This is a genomic window from Breoghania sp. (assembly GCF_963674635.1).
Classification (GTDB): domain Bacteria; phylum Pseudomonadota; class Alphaproteobacteria; order Rhizobiales; family Stappiaceae; genus Breoghania.
This window is the reverse complement of sequence record NZ_OY771475.1, coordinates 1,456,174-1,472,495: the sequence shown is the minus strand read 5'-3', so window position 1 is coordinate 1,472,495 and position 16,322 is coordinate 1,456,174. Positions and strand designations below refer to the sequence as shown.

At 61.2% G+C, this 16,322-nt stretch carries 9 protein-coding genes; 2 read left to right on the top strand and 7 right to left on the bottom strand.

What is annotated here, in order from left to right; genetic code table 11:
- Positions 1-103 precede the first annotated feature (103 nt).
- The 7 genes from ABGM93_RS06590 to ABGM93_RS06560 form a co-directional block, all read right to left on the bottom strand.
- Positions 104-916 (bottom strand): hypothetical protein, encoded by an 813-nt coding sequence (locus ABGM93_RS06590; protein ID WP_321504554.1) that lies wholly within the window; start codon positions 914-916, stop codon positions 104-106.
- 93 nt (positions 917-1,009) lie between these two features.
- Positions 1,010-2,095 (bottom strand): transglutaminase-like cysteine peptidase, encoded by a 1,086-nt coding sequence (locus ABGM93_RS06585; RefSeq protein WP_321504552.1) that lies wholly within the window; start codon positions 2,093-2,095, stop codon positions 1,010-1,012.
- 28 nt (positions 2,096-2,123) lie between these two features.
- A complete protein-coding gene (locus ABGM93_RS06580; protein ID WP_321504550.1) occupies positions 2,124-3,440 on the bottom strand; it encodes an HlyD family type I secretion periplasmic adaptor subunit in 1,317 nt (438 codons plus the stop codon).
- A complete protein-coding gene (locus ABGM93_RS06575) occupies positions 3,437-5,620 on the bottom strand; it encodes a type I secretion system permease/ATPase (RefSeq protein ID WP_321504548.1) in 2,184 nt (727 codons plus the stop codon). Before ABGM93_RS06575 ends, ABGM93_RS06580 begins: the two co-directional genes overlap by 4 nt.
- Positions 5,621-6,075: 455 nt before the next feature.
- Positions 6,076-7,449 carry a TolC family outer membrane protein gene (locus ABGM93_RS06570; protein ID WP_321504546.1) on the bottom strand — a complete coding sequence of 458 codons (1,374 nt, stop codon included), beginning with the start codon at positions 7,447-7,449 and terminating at the stop codon, positions 6,076-6,078.
- Positions 7,450-7,675: 226 nt separating this feature from the next.
- Positions 7,676-11,962, bottom strand: coding sequence for a translocation/assembly module TamB domain-containing protein (locus ABGM93_RS06565; protein ID WP_321504543.1), 4,287 nt, complete (start codon positions 11,960-11,962; stop codon positions 7,676-7,678).
- A 259-nt stretch (positions 11,963-12,221) separates the two neighbouring features.
- The gene (locus ABGM93_RS06560; protein ID WP_321504541.1) at positions 12,222-14,204 is read right to left on the bottom strand and encodes an autotransporter assembly complex family protein; all 1,983 of its coding nucleotides are present in this window, start codon (positions 14,202-14,204) and stop codon (positions 12,222-12,224) included.
- A gap of 290 nt (positions 14,205-14,494) precedes the next feature.
- On the opposite strand from ABGM93_RS06560, the gene ABGM93_RS06555 reads away from it, so the two are divergent.
- Both ABGM93_RS06555 and ABGM93_RS06550 read left to right on the top strand, forming a co-directional pair.
- Positions 14,495-14,968: an Rrf2 family transcriptional regulator gene (locus ABGM93_RS06555; RefSeq protein WP_319774065.1), complete on the top strand. Its 474-nt coding sequence runs from the start codon at positions 14,495-14,497 to the stop codon at positions 14,966-14,968.
- A 433-nt stretch (positions 14,969-15,401) separates the two neighbouring features.
- Entirely contained in the window at positions 15,402-16,304 is a 903-nt protein-coding gene (locus ABGM93_RS06550; RefSeq protein ID WP_321336329.1) for a methylenetetrahydrofolate reductase, read from the top strand.
- Positions 16,305-16,322: the final 18 nt, after the last annotated feature.

Sequence of the window (16,322 nt, the reverse complement as noted above, 5' to 3'; positions counted from 1 at the left end):
TCGGGCTCGCCCCTTTTTAATGGCCATATGGCCTGCTCAAGCCGAAACACTTTTCCGGCACGAAGGCTTACGGCGACGGAGGGAGCGGGCGAGAAACAACGTTTCAATCGGTGCTGGTGCCGGTTTGTCTTGCCGCAAGTCCCGCAAGTCCTGCCAGAAACACGCAGATACCGGCGAAAAGCCAGTAGGGCGCAGACGGGCCCGGCTGGGCTTTCACCCCGGGGGGCGAGGTGCGCAGCAGGAGCGGACCGAGCCGGGAAACAGCAGGACTTTCCGAGGCGGGGCCGCTCTCTTGGTCTTCGGCGCGCGACACCCGGATATCGGCTGCGGCGAGGCTTTGCAGGATATCGTGTGGCAGACGGGCGAGAAGGAAGCCGGACGATGCCCCGCCGCCGCCAAGTGGCGGGATTTCGGCCTGAAGCCAGAGTGCTGTTGCGGCCCCCTTGGCCCCGGATACGACAAGGATCGTTTCACCGGGGGCAGGTTTGGGCCCATTGTCCTCTGTCTCGCCGATGCTCATGAGCGCCTCGCCGGATGGGGCAAACGCGATGAGCGCCGCGATATCCGGGCTCTGTGCTACGGCCTGCAGGGCTTCATCGAGATAGGCTCGCAGCTCTGCCGCATCGCCGCCTGTCGGGTTGGAGGCTGCAAGATCGAGGAATTCGGCCAGGAGCGGGAGGTTCGCCAGTTCTTCAAGGCGCTGCGCCGATGACACCAGCGAATGCTGGAGCAGGATTCGTGCAAGGGACAGGCGACTGTCTGCCATGGCCGCGTCGGCAGTGACTTGCGTTTCCATCCGGGTGGCGTCGGCCGAGTTCTGGACGAGGTAGCCCGTTGCCGCCACCAGAACGCCGAGCGCGGCGGCGGCGATCACCGCAATCGGGGATCTCAGCGAGAAAACGGAAGGTTGAATCATTCAGCCCGGACCATCGTGTGCCCTCAAGGCATACACCACGCAGACCCCGCCTTCCAGCATGGTTTCCCGAAAGCAGGGCGCGGTTTTTGCAGCCTATTGGCCGAACTGCTCCTGAAGGCGCGAGGCAAGGCGCACGGGCTTTTTCGTCGTCGTCGCATGGGCCCACTGGGTCGATGCGTTCAGCGAAAAAAGCGGCTGATAATTCGGCAGATCGCGCTGCAGACGAACCCGCGAAAAACGGTTGTCGAGGATCAGCCAGTCATTGTTGTGATAAACCGCCAGCACGGCATGATAACTCCTGAGCGCCTTGTCGCGCAGCACAACGATCCGCATGTCCTGATCGCGGAAACCTGCTTCACGCAGGCTCCAGTACTTTAGGATGGCGAAGTCTTCGCAATCACCGGCCTTGCGCGCCAGCGTTTCGGCAGGCGCGGCCCAGTATTCCGCGTTTTTCCAAACGATCCGGTCGTCGCGATAGGCGATCAGCCGGTTGATGGCGCGGTTGACATGGGTAATGCGTCGCCCCTCGCGCATGCCGCGCGCTTCGGCGACGATCGCGGCCCAATCGGCGAGATCCGCATCGGCGCAATGAGCGGTCCTGTCAATGCAGGCATTGAGCGCGGCGAGCGAACCGGCGGTCTTGTGCTGGACGCGATCCCAACGGGCGCTGACGGGCGTGAACCCGGCCGTTTTGCCAAGGCTGCCGAGCAACGGACGGTTCGGGGCCTTCGCAGCGATTGCGGGCGAAGCATATTCGCGCGTGGGGGCCGCAACATGGGGGCGGGCCACCGGCACGATATCGGTGGAGAGACTGGCGTAGCCGCGCGGTGCGAACAGGGCATCCTGCCCGGCTGTGCGGGCTGGCGTCTCCAGAACGGCGTTGAGCGTGAGATAGGGCCGGGTGAAGTCAAGTCGGGTGGTGTGGCCCGCCGCCTCATATGCAAAGGGCGTGGCCACCGCCGAGGCGATGGCGGCGACCATCATGAACCCGTGGCCGGAGGTGGTCACGCTGCCATGGGTGGCCGTCTCCGGTTGCCACATGCCGCTATTGGCAAGTTGCTCCGCCGAAACCGCAGTGCTCTGAGTGCCGAGGGTGAGGAGCGCGGCAGCAGCGAATGTCGCTGCGCGCACACCTTTCCCGCTCGCCGCCTTTGAAGGCGTACGTGAAACCCGTTCCATCTGCCGATCGCCCCGTCATTTCGGGATCTCAACGCTCTCGGAGCGCCTCGTCCCGTGCTTTTTTGATCGGCTTCAAGAGATAATCCAGGACGCTTTTCTCTCCGGTTAATATGTCCACCGAAGCAACCATTCCTGGAATTATTGGTAAAGGATTGGTATCTGATCCAAGGTAATTTTTATTTGTTCTGATCATGACACGGAAGAAGCGATTACCTTTCTCATCTTCTGTCGTGTCGGCGCTGATGCGCTCCAGATGGCCCTCAAGACCGCCATAGATGGAAAAGTCATAGGCGGTGATCTTTACCCGCGCCGTCTGGCCTGGGCTGAGGAAGGCGACGTCCTGCGGGCGAATGCGCGTCTCGATGAGAAGCGTGTCCTCCAGCGGGACGATTTCCACCACATCGGTGCCGGGTTGCAGCACTGCCCCGATGGTCGTGATGTTCATGCGGTTGATGACGCCCTTGACCGGGGAGACCAGATCCGTCCGGCGCACACGGTCGAAAGCCCCGCGGATGGTCTCATCAATCACGGCGAGTTCACCTCGCGCAGTGGCGAGCTCCTGCTGGGCCTCTGCGGTATAGGTGGTTCTGGCGTTGCTGAGCCGGTCCGCGGCTTCCTGTCTGGCGGCAGCGGTCTTTTCCAGCGAAGCCTTGGTGATCTCAAGTTCGCCTTGCGTTTCCACGAGCTGTCGTTGGAGGCGCAGGAACTCGATTTCGGGCAGAACCCGACGTTCAAAGAGTTTCCGGTTGATCTCCAGTTCGCGCTTCATGATCTCCAGCGTGGAGGCCAGCTTGCGCTCTTTGGCCAGAAGCTCCTGAACTTCCTGCGCGCGCTGCTCTGCCTGACTGCGCAGAACGGAGAGCTCGTCCTTCAAGCGGCTCTGCTTGCTCTGAAAGACCTTCATTTCCTCGGCCACGAGCGTCGGGACGGACGTGCGGAGCTTTTCGGGAAATATGGGCGCCGTGCGTTCGGTTTCCGCTTCCAGGCGAGCGATGCGGGCGAGCAGCGCCCAGCGTTTTTGCCGTATCTCACCGAGCTGGGAGGCAAAGTCGGTGTCATCGATACGCACCAGAACCTGTCCGCGTTCCACGATGTCGCCTTCGTGGGCCAGCAATTCCTTGACGATGCCCCGGTCGGGGGCCTGCACCACCTGGATCTGACGGGAGGGGACAACACGCCCGTCGCCGCGCGTCACCTCTTCAAGCTGTGCGAAATAGGCCCAGATCAGCGCGACAAAGAACAAGACGACGCCAATACGCACGACATTCGTCGCAAAACGCGGCGGGCGCGTTTGCAGAATATCGCGAATATCGTTCGCGTAGTTCCAGTCGGCCGTCTTTTTCACGAGGCTTGAGCCTTCTTGTTCGCCGCGATCTTGGAGGCGCCCATATCGCGAAGCTGGCGCAGGACCGTTTCGCGCGGGCCGTCCATCGCAAGCTGGCCATTGTCGAGCGTCAGGATGCGATCCGTCAGTTCCACAAGGCTCATGCGATGCGTGGAGATGAAGACGGTGGTGCCGGGCCTGCTGAAGGCCTTCAGGCGCTCGATCAGACGCCGTTCGGACGTCAGGTCGAGATTGCTCGAAGGTTCATCGAGAAACAGGATCTTGGGCTTGCGCAGCAGCATGCGCGCAAGCGCGACGGACTGGCGCTGACCGCCCGAGAGCATGCGCCCGCCTTCGCCCACCGGCAGGTCATAGCCAAGCGGATGACGCGCGATGAAGTCATCCACACCGGCAATGCGCGCGGCTTCAAGAATGGCTTCGTCTTCGGCGTAAGGGTCGCCAGCGCTGATATTCTCGCGAACGGTGCCGTCGAACAGCACGTTGTCTTGCGAAACGAAGCCGACGCCGGTGCGCAGATCCGCCGGGTCGAACTGGCGTGTGTCGGTGTTGTCGATGAGCACGGCGCCGTTGGAAGGGTAATAGAGCCCGGACATGAGGCGGCCAATGGTGGTCTTGCCCGCGCCCACACGTCCGATAAGAGCGATTGTTTCCCCCTCTTGCGCCTTGAACGACACCTTCTTCAAGGAGTCGTCGGAGGCGCCGGGATAGCGGAAGCTCACATCCTTGAACTCCACCTTTCCGGTGGCGACCTGGCGGTTGATATAGGTGCGCCCGACCTTGCGCTCCGTCTCCGTGGACATGACGGTATCGAGCGTCTTGTAGGCCTGAATGGTCTGGCGCAAGCGCGTCAACGTGCCCGCAACAGAGGCCAGTGGCGCAAGCACGCGTCCCGACAGCATCATCGCGGCAATCAGGCCGCCCATGGAAATCGCATTGTCGGTGATCAGGTAAACGCCCCACACCACGATGACGATGGAAACCAGCGCCTGCACGAAGCCTGTGCCTGACTGGGCCAGGATCGCCCAGAACCGGCCGCTCAGGATCGCGGCACCCGATGCGGCAACGGAACGCTCCCAGCGCCGCTGCATGTTGCCTTCGGCGTTCAGCGCACGGATCGTGTCGAGATTGGCGATGCTCTCCACCAGAATGGAATGGCGCACCGCGCTTTCGCGGTGCGAGCGCTCCACCGCGCCCGTGAGCGGAGCCTGCACGAGCAGGCTGATCCCGACCACGATCGGCACGGCGATGAGCGGCACAAAACCGATGGGTCCAACGATCATGAAGAGCACCATCACGAAGATGCCGATGAACATCAGATCGATGAGGGACACGAGAGAGGAGGAGGTGATGAACTCCCGCACCGTCTCGAATTCCTTGATGTGGTTTGCGAACTGTCCGGAGGAGGCTGGGCGCTTCTCAAGGTCGATGGCCAAGGCATGGGAAAAGATGCGGCTGGCCAGCGCCATGTCGGCCTGCTTTCCGGTGACGTTGATGATCTGCCCGCGCGCTGTCTTCAGGATGCCGTCGAAGACGAGCGAGAGAATGACACCGATCGCCAGGGCCCAAAGGGTTGGGATCGCGAAATTCGGAACCACGCGGTCATAGACATTCATCGTGAAGAGCGGGGAGGCGAGCGCCAGGATGTTGATCAGGAAGGCTGCGAGGGCGACATTCAGGTAGTCGCGCCAGAACAGCTTGATCGTGCCCCAGAACCAGTGTTCGTCGCTTGTCAGCGATTTGTTGCTGCGCCCTGCAAGATCGGTCTGCGGTTTGAAGAAAACGGCATAGCCGCCGTATTTCTGGGAAAAGGCGTGGATCGGTTCGCGCAGCACGTCGTTGGTGTTGGCCGCATAGATGTAGTCGACCGTTCCCGCATGCTCGTCGATCGCCTTGATGACGATGATCGAGGAGTCCTTGAAAAGGGCCAGCGCAGGTAGCGCCACAGGTGGAATGGCCGTCACCTCTCTTTGAACCGGAAGGGCGGACAGGCCGCAATTTTGGGCAGCCCGCCCGATCATGTTGATCGGCAGGCGCTCGCCGACAAGCGGCAGACCGGTCAGAACGACGGAATTCGTCACGTGATAGCCGAACGCCCGGGAAATGTACTTGATGGCCTCCACCAGAAGGTCACGATCACTTCCCGCAGGATCATTGTTCGAGGAGGGCCGCGAACTGGTCATGGTGATCCTTCAACTCTCACAAACGCATTTGCCACCGTTGCTGGTTCATCCTGCAGGTGACGGACCTCAGGCCAAAGTTGGCTGACGTCGGGGTTCTAAATAAAAGAACCACATTTGAGTGCAATTTTCATCAATATTTGACAAAAAAGGTTAGCATCGACGAATAAATATTGATCCGAAAAGGCGTTTGTCTCTTTTCGAAACTCTGTGTACCGAAATGAACACTTGAATGTATCGAAATGAATGGATTTTCTGAGTGCCAAGAGCTATGCCAGCTTTGGTTGGGCCTCAGAGGGTGTCTTGGTGCCGCGGGAGGTTCATGTTGCTCGGTCATGTGCAGCCCGGCCATTCGCAGAAAAAAACCGGCCCAGTTGGTGCCAACTGGGCCGGTTATCCGAAGTCTGTATTCTGTGCTTGGGCATCTGCGGCCAATTGGCCGGGATGGCGCCGAAAAATCAGAATTTGCGTAGCGGCTCCAGCTTGAAGCTCGTGCCCGTCGGGAAGATGGAGACATGGTCCCGCTGCCCGTTGACCGCTTCCGCTGCCGGCGTCACATCCAGATAGGCGAGGAGATCGCCGGTCGTGCCGCGCAACTGATAGGTTGCGAAGGCGTAGATCGCGCGAGCTGAGATCAGGTCGATCTTGCTGTTGAAGAGGGCGTTTTCGGCGTTTAGCACGTCAAGCAGGGTGCGCTGGCCGATGTCATATTCCTGACGATACCCGTCCACGACCTTGCGGTTGGCTGCGACCTGTTGGGAAATGGCGCGGATCTTGGCATTGCCGGTCTGCACCGCGGCCCAGGAGCGCTCGATGGCTTCCTTGATTTCGCGACGAACGCTGTCGACACGGACCTGGCTTTCGGTCAGGCGCTCGGCATATTCCATACGGCGGGCCATATCCTTGCCGCCGTTGAACAGGTTCCACGAAAAGACCAGCTTGCCCGCATATTCGTTGTTGCGGCCTTCGACGCCATCAAGGTCGTCACCAAAGCTCGCGATGCCCTGCAGGCTGACCCGCGGCATGAAGGGGCTTTTGGCCGCGTCATACTCGTAGCGAACCGCATCCACGTCAGCGAGGGCCGCCTGGATTTCCGGATGCTGCATGGCAGCGATGTCGACGAGATGGTCGACCGGGCCGGCCGGGACGAGGGCGGGCTTGGCCGGTGCGAGCTTGCCGGGCTTCTGGCCCACGATCTTTTCGAATTTCGCAATCGTTTCCAGCAGGGACTGGCGGATATCGGCGACAATGATCTCGGTCGCGGCCACACGTTCCTGGGCTTGGCTGAGGTCGGCGGCTCCGGTCTCGCCGCCGTCGAAACGCTGTCGCACATCGGAAAAGATCGAGCGGTGCTTGTTCACGTTGAGGCGGGCTTGGGTGAGGATCGCGGCGTGACGGATCACATCGATATAGGCCTCCGTCGCATTGAGGGCGATTGCTTCGGAGCGCTCCATGACGCGAAGGGCGGCGCCATCCACGCGGGCGGCCTGCCGATAGATCTCGTTGACGGATCCGAAGCCGTCAAAGATCAGCTGTTCGACCGCGACGCTCACCTGTTTGCGGGTGCGCCATGTGTCGTTGTTGTTGCGCGTGAATGAATTTGGCCTATCAAGCCGCTGGCCACCGATATTGCCGGATACGCTGAGCGACGGAAGGAACGCGCCCTGTGCGCGGCGCAATTCGAAGTCGCGCGCGCGGCGATTGGCGGTCGATTCCAGAATGTTCGGATTTGTCGTCACCGCGGTCTGCACGGCTTCTCTCAGGTCCATCGCGGCGACGGACGTCGAGATAAGTGCAATTGCACATACGGTTGTTAATAGACGGAGTCCCACAGCACGCCCCCAACGTGTTCAGTACCAATCTACGTACCTTATTACCTCGCATAGGTAAGCGCCCTGATGCACGCCCAAAATTCAAGTTTTCTTTAAATATGGTGAATAGTTGCCGTCGAGACACAATTGGCGGTTTCAAATCATATCAATTAACTGGCGTTGGGGTCTCTGTGGGTCGTTCGTATATCTAGTGCAGATCTCCTCTGGTTGGATGAGAATATGAGGGTCAATACTCGCGCTCGAAGTAGATTCCGGCCTTTGACTCTCCGTCTTCCCCGACTTCGCCGCGCGCACGGAGCGTCTTGTTGATGTCGAGATCGATGGTGACCCGGCTTGACGAGGCAGCAGTGCCCTGCTGGACGCCCAAGCGCAGCTTGTTTCCAAGGTTTTTGCCGATATTGACTGCTGCGTTGTTATCTTCATCCGCAGTTAAATTGATGCTGTCGACGCCGAGCGTCTGGCGCAGTCGGTCCAAGGGATCATTGCCCCCAAGGGTCGCGACAGCGCTCGCCAGCTGGGCGATCTGAGCGGGCGACAGGTTGGAGAGGCTCTGTCCGAAGAGGAGTTGGGCCATAACTTCGTCCTGCGGCAACTCGGGATTGGAGGAGAAAACGATCTGAGGGTCCGAGGCATTGCCTGTGACACGCACCACGACTTCCGCATTCGAGGTGGTGGTTGTTGCGGCGAAGTCGAGCCGCGGGTCGAAGCTACCCAGGAAGGTGATTTCACCATTTGTGAAGGTGAGCTGGCGTGACAGCACCACGAGCGTTCCGCGGCGCAGGGTGAAGCCGCCGCTGGTCACGGGTGAACCGCTGGTGCCCTTGATACGGATCGTGCCTGCAAGCTCCGCCTGGAGCCCGCGCCCGCGAACGAACATCTGTCCCGGCGCATTCACCGTCAGATCAAGCCGAAGATCACCCCCGCCGGTGCCCCCGCCATCTCCCTTATCCAGCGTTTCGGTCTGTTGGCGAATGTCGGCAGGTGCGTTGACGTGTTTGACCGCCAGGGGCGATATCTTGCCCGCAATCGTTTCGGGGATCGTGATGTCGGTGCGGTTCAGGGTCACCGATCCGCGCAGGTCGGGGGACCCGGCCAGCGGGCCCGACAGGGTCATGTCGGCATCGAGGTTCGCCTTGACGATGGCCCCATCCTGATAGGTCGCATTGTCGATCTTGAGTGCGAAGTCTGCGGGCAGGCCGTTGCCGAGGCCAAGCGTACCCTGACCGGAAATCCGACCTCCACCCAGATCGCCGCTGAGCGAGGTGAGACGGAGCTCGGTCGGGGAGAAACGCGCGTCGATGGCCAGCGACTTCACGGTGATGCCGGTGTCGAGGCCGATTGCGGTGATGCCGGAACCGGTGATCGTGCCGCCGTAATCCGGCGCCGCGACCGTGCCGCCAATGCGCATGTCGAGCACGGCGGAGCCTTCCATCCGCAACCCAGCCTCGATAAGGCGGCGCTGGAGAATGGCCAGCGGCATCGTGCCGTTGACCCGCATATCGAGCGCAATCGGCTTGGCCGCGAGATTTGCCGATCCCTTCGCGGTGACCGCCCCTCCACCGATGGTCGTCACTGTGGTGTGCGTGACCTTATTGTCCTGAAGCTGGCCGTCGCTTTTTACCTGAATGGCGGGCAAGCCAAAGGAGGCGATGGGAGCGGCGCCCGCATTCGCCCATGCAAGCGACCACCGGGCCTGCGGATTGGCGGCTTGGCCGCCTGCATGCGCCGTGCCCGAAAGTGTGCCGCGAAGGCCTGCCTCGGGCGCAAAGGCATTCGCGAGGCTGAGAGGAACCGCGTTGAGTGTGACGTCGACGTCGAGATCCTCGCCCGCGCTTCCCGAAATTTCCGCCGAGCCGCTGCCGAGCACCAGCGCGATATCCTGCAGCTTTGCCGTTCCGTTCTCGATCAGGATCTTCGCCTGTCGGGAAAGACGTGTTTCAAGTCCCTTGTACTTGCCGCCCGCTTTGGCAAGCGTGATCGAAAAGCCGTCGCCCTCCGGCTCAAGCTTGCCGCCGAGCGACAGATCACCATCGGAGAGCTCCGCCCTGGCCGAAAACTCCGTCACCTTGCCATCATGATCGGCGCGGCCGGAAACATTGCTGACAAGGATGGCCCCCTGCCGGATATCACGCGCGGCAAGTATTCCCTGAATGCGCGGGGTCGCCAATGGATCTGTGACCGTGGCGTCGAGATCGGCGGTCGCAATGGAAATGCCCGCACTCTTGAGCTTTTGCGCCTGCACGCGCACGTGTGCGACGTCCTCGCCACTGGTTTGTGCAATATCGACCCGCGCCGTCAATGCACCAGAAATCTCCTGAAGAAGGAGAGGCGCGATTTCGGCCAGATCAGGCGAGGTGAGATCAATCGAGCCGCTGGGGCGTCCGTTGGCCGCCAGGGTCAGATTGCCATCAAGGCGCGTGCTGGCGGCCTTCACCGAGATCTCTTCCAGCTTGCGGGTGCCATCGGCCAGGGTTTCAAGCCGGGCGCTTGCCGAAAGAGGCTGGCCGCGGAAGCGGGCATCAAGCGCCACAGTGCCGGAAAGCCGTCCATCAGGCGCATTGCCTTCGGCCTTGGCAACAAGGCCTTCGACTGCCTCGCCCTGCATTAGGAGGCGCTCGCTGGAAAGCGTTGCATTGATCTGCGGATCGGTGAGCGGGCCGGATAGCTCTGCCTCAAGGCTCAGCCCCCCGGAAATGCGCTCATCGAGCGGGTTGAGCTCTTCCACGGACGCGCTTGCGGTGAGGGAAACGTTTTCGGGGTCGATACGGCCCGCTGCCTCTGCTTTCAGGCCCGCGCCCGACAGGGTGGTGTCGGAAAGGGTGAGGACACCGCTTTCATCGCGCTCGATCGTGGTTGCCAGCGTCGTTGAGGTGCCGAGCAGAGCCTGAAGTCTCGGATCGCCTGCTTCGAGGTTCTCGCCGGTCACATCAAGCTTCGCGATGCCGGATTGCGCCGCGGGATTGCCCTCCACATTGAGGTGAGCTGCAAGCGTGCCGCCAAGCGCGCGGCCAGCCAGTTCCGAAAGGATCGACAGGTCGCCTATGGTGAGGTCGCCCGTCAGCCGCGCCGCTTCGGTCTCATAGACGCCGGCCAGTCTGGCGCGTCCCGCTTGCGTGGTCAGATCGATGTCCTGAAGGTCGAGGGCGTCGTCCGCGCGAAGGCGTGCCGTACTCGCGAGTGTGAAGGGGCCGACAAGCGGTTTGAGCGCAGGCTCGGAAACGGCGGCGAGATCGCCGTCTGCCTTCAGTGCGATGGGAACGTTCAGGCTTTCCTTGCGCAGGTCCGTATCCGAACCCTTACCGGAAATCGATAGGCGCGCCACACGGCCTTGCGGTGTGCTCAGATCCGAGCCTTGCAATGCGAAGGCCCATTGCAGGTTGGAGATCAGGCCGGAGCCCGAAGCGGTCAGTCTCAGTTCGTCGGCAGAAAGGGCATCTTCGTTCAAGCCCCAGGTCGCGGGGCGCAGAAGTCCGCCATCCACGTTCGCGCTCAGGGCGCCGGTCGCCATGTCGTAATCGCCGTCGGCCTTGATCTCGAGCGCCTCTGACGTCATTTCAAACTGGCCGCCGAGTGGGGTGAAGTCGTCTGCCAGATCGGCAGTGCCCTTCACGTGCAGGGCACCTGCAAAGACATCGCGCATGCCCGGTGGCAGGATGTCCGCCAGCGCGCCGTCCAATGACAACGCGAGCTCGCGATTGGCGTCCACGCGCGTGAGGGTCAGACGACCTTTTACGGTCTGCTGGCGATTGAGTGCGACGGAGAGGCGCCCATACCAGGAATCCGGACGGCCTTCTCCGGAAATGCTTGCATTGACCGAGGGCAGGGTCTCGATCCGCAGGAGACGCGCGATCAGGCCGCCGGCGGGCTCGTTGGCGCGCATGTCGATGCGCAGGAACGGATTGTCCTGGACATAGCCGATGGAGGCGTCGAAGCGTCCGGACACTTCATCGATGCGCTCCACATGGGTTGCGACTTCGATGATCGCCGGGCTCGCCCTCAGCCGAACACTCGCCTGTGCGGTCATCTCCACCGGAGCCCCGACCAGTGGCGCGCCGAGTGCAATGCGGTCGAGCCGGATATGCGGAATATCGACATCGATCGGCACCCCGCCCGCAGTGCCGTCGACTTTCTCGCTGTCTCCGGCTTGATCCGACGCCGCTTCGCCGAGGCTGATTGGCTGGCGTGGAACCTCGATGTTCTCAACCGAGACGGAACCGATGGAAATACGCCCACCCAGAAGCGCCAGTGGGGTCCATGTCGCGCGGATGCCGTCAGCCTTCAGCCAGGTTCCCTCATCATCGGAAACGCTCAGCGAGGTGGCGTGCAACGTACCGTCCCAGTCGATACGCGGTGAAGCAAGCTCGACCCTGCGCCCTTCGCTCGTCAGCGCCTCATTGAGCTTGCGTTCGGCAAGGTCTCGCGCGGCCTGCGTCTGCATGGCTGCCAGAAAGGCGACCGGAACCAGCAGGATCAGGCAAAGGATGACGGCAATGATGATGAAAAAGCGGCGCATGGTGTCCTTCCGCCAATGAATCGCTCTGCAAGCTTAACAGCTTAATCGTCGCGGCGCGGCACAGGGGCGTTTGTCGATCTGGCCGCCAACGCAAACACCAAGGGCGGCCGGCTCCTCTAATAGTTCGATCCGTTATCTTGCCTGCATACCCTCATAACAAGGAGGAAAAGCGGCGAAGTCCAGAACGGACGGATGATGGATATTCAGGAAAACGCGTAGGGGGAGACGAACCGTCAGCCGATGCAGGGCCCCCGTGTGCTCAGAACGCCTGGCTGAGGCCCAGATAGAGAGCGAAGCTCGGGTCGTCCGGTCCCGGATCGAGCGGGACGGCCACGTCAAAGCGCAACGGGCCGATGGGGGTATAGTAACGCAGTCCCAGTCCGGTGCCGATCTTAAGAGGCTCGGAAAAGTCTGGGATCTCGTCTGCATAGGCCGCGCCCACATCGATGAAGGGTACGACGCCGATGGTATCGGTGACCTTGATGCGCGCTTCGGCGGAAGCCTCCACATAACTCAAGCCTCCGATGACCTCCACACCGTTCGCCGTGTTCACGCGCGGTCCCACATTGCGATAGGCATAGCCCCGCACCGATCCGCCGCCGCCCACATAATAGCGCCGGCTTGGCTGGATATCGCTCAGCGACGCCCCCACGATGCTGCCCGCCCCAACGCGTCCTGCGAGCACAAGGCGCTTGGCCTCGTCCACCGCCCGATAGGCCGCAGCATCTGCCTTGACGAAGGTCATGATCCCGCCGGTCTCGATGTCATAGGCGGGTTCGAACTTGCCGGTGATGCGGAAGCCCTTTGTCGGATCCAGGATATTGTCGCGCGTATCCCAGCTCACCTGACCGAAGATGCCGAACAGCGCATAATTGCCCGTGCCCAGCGCATCTTCCTCGCGGGCGAATGACATTTCGCTACCGAGAGAAACTTTCAATGTCTCGCTCAGGTCCTTGCTGCCCTGGAGCTTTCCATAGACCGCACGGGACTGGTAGGTCTCCGGGTTCTCCTGCCGCGCGCCAAGTGTGGCGGAGAAGCTCGTGGCGGGTCCGAAGGCGCCGGGCTTGGTGAAGGTGACCGCTGTGTTGTATTCAAGTTCATCGAGCCCGCCATTGGTCAGGCGACCGACAGAGGCCTCGATGGAAAGCTGCTCGGCGCGGCCAAACAGGTTGCGATGGCGCCAATAGGCTTCAAGACCGACACCCTCCGTGCTCGACCATGTCGCACCACCCCCAATGACCGAGCGCTTGCGTTCGCTCACCTCGATGGTCAGCGGCAGATGGCCATCGCCGTCCACGCGTTCGGCTTCGACGATCCGCACACTTGAGAATATCCCGAGGTCACGCAGGTTCTTTTCCGCCTTGCGCAGTGTCTCTGGCGTATAGCGCGATCCTACGGGAATGTTTGCCTGCTGGATGACGAAATTGGGGTCGGTCTTGCGTGTGCCCGATACGCTGACCGTGCCGAACACGGCTTCCATGCCAGCCGAGACGTTGAGCGTGACGTCGACCGTACTGTTGGCGTGGTCGGCAACGATGTCGCGGCCCGTTACAGAGGCAAAGGGATGGCCGAGCCGCTTCAGGGTGTCGACGATGGCGCCCTCAGCATCGAGGATCGTGTCCGAGCTTGCCGGTGCGCCCTTGATAAGGCCAAAGGTCACCGCGTCCAGCTGCGGCAATTGCGCGTCGCCGGACGCGACGATGCGCGTCTGGTCGAAGGTGAACGGCGGTCCCGCCGACACGCGAATGGTCACGGGAACCGGCATTCCGTCGCGGTGCGGGAAGGTTCCCGTATCAAGGACCTGCGACAAGGGCCGCCCGGCAATCGCTATTTCGACCGTGCCGCCGTAACGCGCGGCGCTGTATAGGCGCGCAAGCAGTTGCTCCTGATCGGAAAGGGCGCGCGAAATCAGGCCCGGCTCGCCCGAGGGCGGTGTTTCCTGTTTTGAAACGAGGGTGGAGTGGCCCGCCAGCAGGTCCTTCAGATCCTCGTTGCCGCCAGTGAGCGTGAGGGTGGCTTCATAGGGCAGGGGATCGGGAACGTCTGCGGTTTCGTCTGCGTCCGATTCGAAAAACTTCATGCCGAACAGTTCGAAGGCGGAGGCGGACGGGATGTACGGCGTCTGAAGGGCGAGCGTCAGGCTCGCGATCAATACGGCACGGCTGACCCGCGCCGTGACCTGGCGAACCTGTTCCTTTCCGCAGTGATCTTGGTGCCGAAGCGCCATATCGGATACGCTCAACTCATTCCCCAGCGCGTCACAACCGCAGGCAAAGGCAGAAAATCGGGCGACGACATGTCGCCACGCGATCGTCGATTCTGCCAGTAGGTGCCCGTCCTGCCCACGCCACCATTCTTATTGGAAAACCTCTATCAGGTCTTACTAATACGGAAAAGAAGCCAGAATGGTTCCAGGCTGCGTGTTGCGATCTTGCCCGCTCCATTGAAAATCCCGCTGGGATCGCTTATTGAAAAGATGGGAAGACCGAAGAAGGTAAAGTGAGCCGGATACCGGTTCGGTAGGGAGCCACAATGCGACTGACGCTTCAGGCAAACTATGCGGTGCGCACGCTGCTCTATTGCGCGGCGAACCCTGACAAGCCGAGCAAGGTGCCTGAAATCGCCGCAACTTACGGGATTTCGGAAACCCACCTTTTCAAGGTGATGAAGATCCTCGTCGACAACGGATTCATCAAGACTTTGCGCGGTCGCAACGGGGGAATCATGCTCGCCCAGCCGGCGGATGAGATGTCTCTGGGGGCGGTGATCCGGGCGGCGGAAGAGAATTTCCATCTTTCCGACTGTTTCGATCCGGGCAAGCGGGATTGCCCGCTGATCTCCTCATGCGAATTCAACCGTGTGCTCTATGAAGCGCTGGCCGCGTTCTTCGATGTGCTGGATCGCTACACGATCGACGATATTGCCCGCAACCGCCAGAACCTGCGCTCGCTGCTGAGCCTGGAAGTGGCGACCCATCCGATGATGGAAGTGGCGGAGCTGCCCTAATCGCGGCGACAGGGCGTGAAACCCAGCGAGAGAGATGCGAAGGCCGGCTTTTTGAAGTCGGCCTTTTTTGTATCCGATCGTCGGTCTCGGCTGCTCAAGAATGGCCCCTTAAGGGCATGAATAGTAAGTGGAAATCGTTTTTCCGGCGGGTGTGCGAATTTAAACTTGACGAAAAAACTCAAGATATGTAGATATGTCCCTGGGCGCTGTCGCTGCCTGTCCTGTTCGGTCTTTCTCCCATTTCTTCCGATGATCGTCAGTGGCAGCGTCCCTTTTTCCCAAAGTATCTTCGAAAGCACATATGCCGGTCACGGAGTTTTCACGCTCCGCATGGCCGATTTCGGTTTTACCGTACTTGACGCAAGGGTAGACTGTTGCCGGATCCAAAGGTCGGTAAGAGCCTGCTTTTCTATGCTTTGGGGGAGGTGTGCCGGTGAGCGAAATCCGCGCCGAAACTGTCGTAAGGGCCAGTAATGCTAGTGGCCCGGAAAGAACGCCCTTGTGGTTGCGTGGCTGGTCGATAGAGGCGGTACTGCCCGACGCGGCCACGGTACAGACGGTCGGCGGCATCCTGGAGCCTGGCACAGACGTCTATCTGAGCGCGATTGCCCGTGTCCCCGACAAGGATCAGCTTGCCTCAGCCGCGGCCCTCAGGGACGCGGGGCTGAGCCCTGTGTTGCATCTGGCTGCGCGCAAGTTCTCCTGCGAGCAGGAACTAGCCGACATGCTCGGCGAGGCGGAGTTGCGGGCAGGGGTGCGCAATTGTCTCGTGGTGGCTGGAGATATCTCGGCCGCGCGTGGGCCTTTCGCCTCAAGTCTTGACCTGATTTCCAGCGCAGCCTTTGCCGGATCGAACATCGAGCGGGTTGGTCTTGCCGGTTATCCGGAAGGCCATCCCTTTGTGGATGACAGCCAGCGTTCTCTTCTGTTGGCGGAAAAGGTGCTGGCGGCGCGCGGTTCGGGCAAGGAGCCCTATGTGGTGAGCCAGTTTTGCTTTGATGCCACACGCATCCTGCATTGGTTGAGCTGGCTTCGCACACTGGAGCCGAAATTGCCGGTCCGGCTCGGCATCGCCGGGCCTGCAAACGCTGCGAGTTTGATGAAGCTGTCCTTGCGGTGCGGCGTCGACACGCCATCGGCCGGAAACCGGCAAACTCCCCCCTCGTTCCACAGCGCGGGGCCTGACCGAGTTATCAGTGATCTTGAAGCGGGCCTGAAATCCCTGCATGAGCGCGGACCGCTCCAGCTTCACATCTATTCCTTTGGAGCATTTGAGCGTACTGCACGCTGGGCAAGGGCAGCTCAGTCGACAACGGAATTCGCGCACGCCCTTTGATCGGGGCAACGCGAAAAA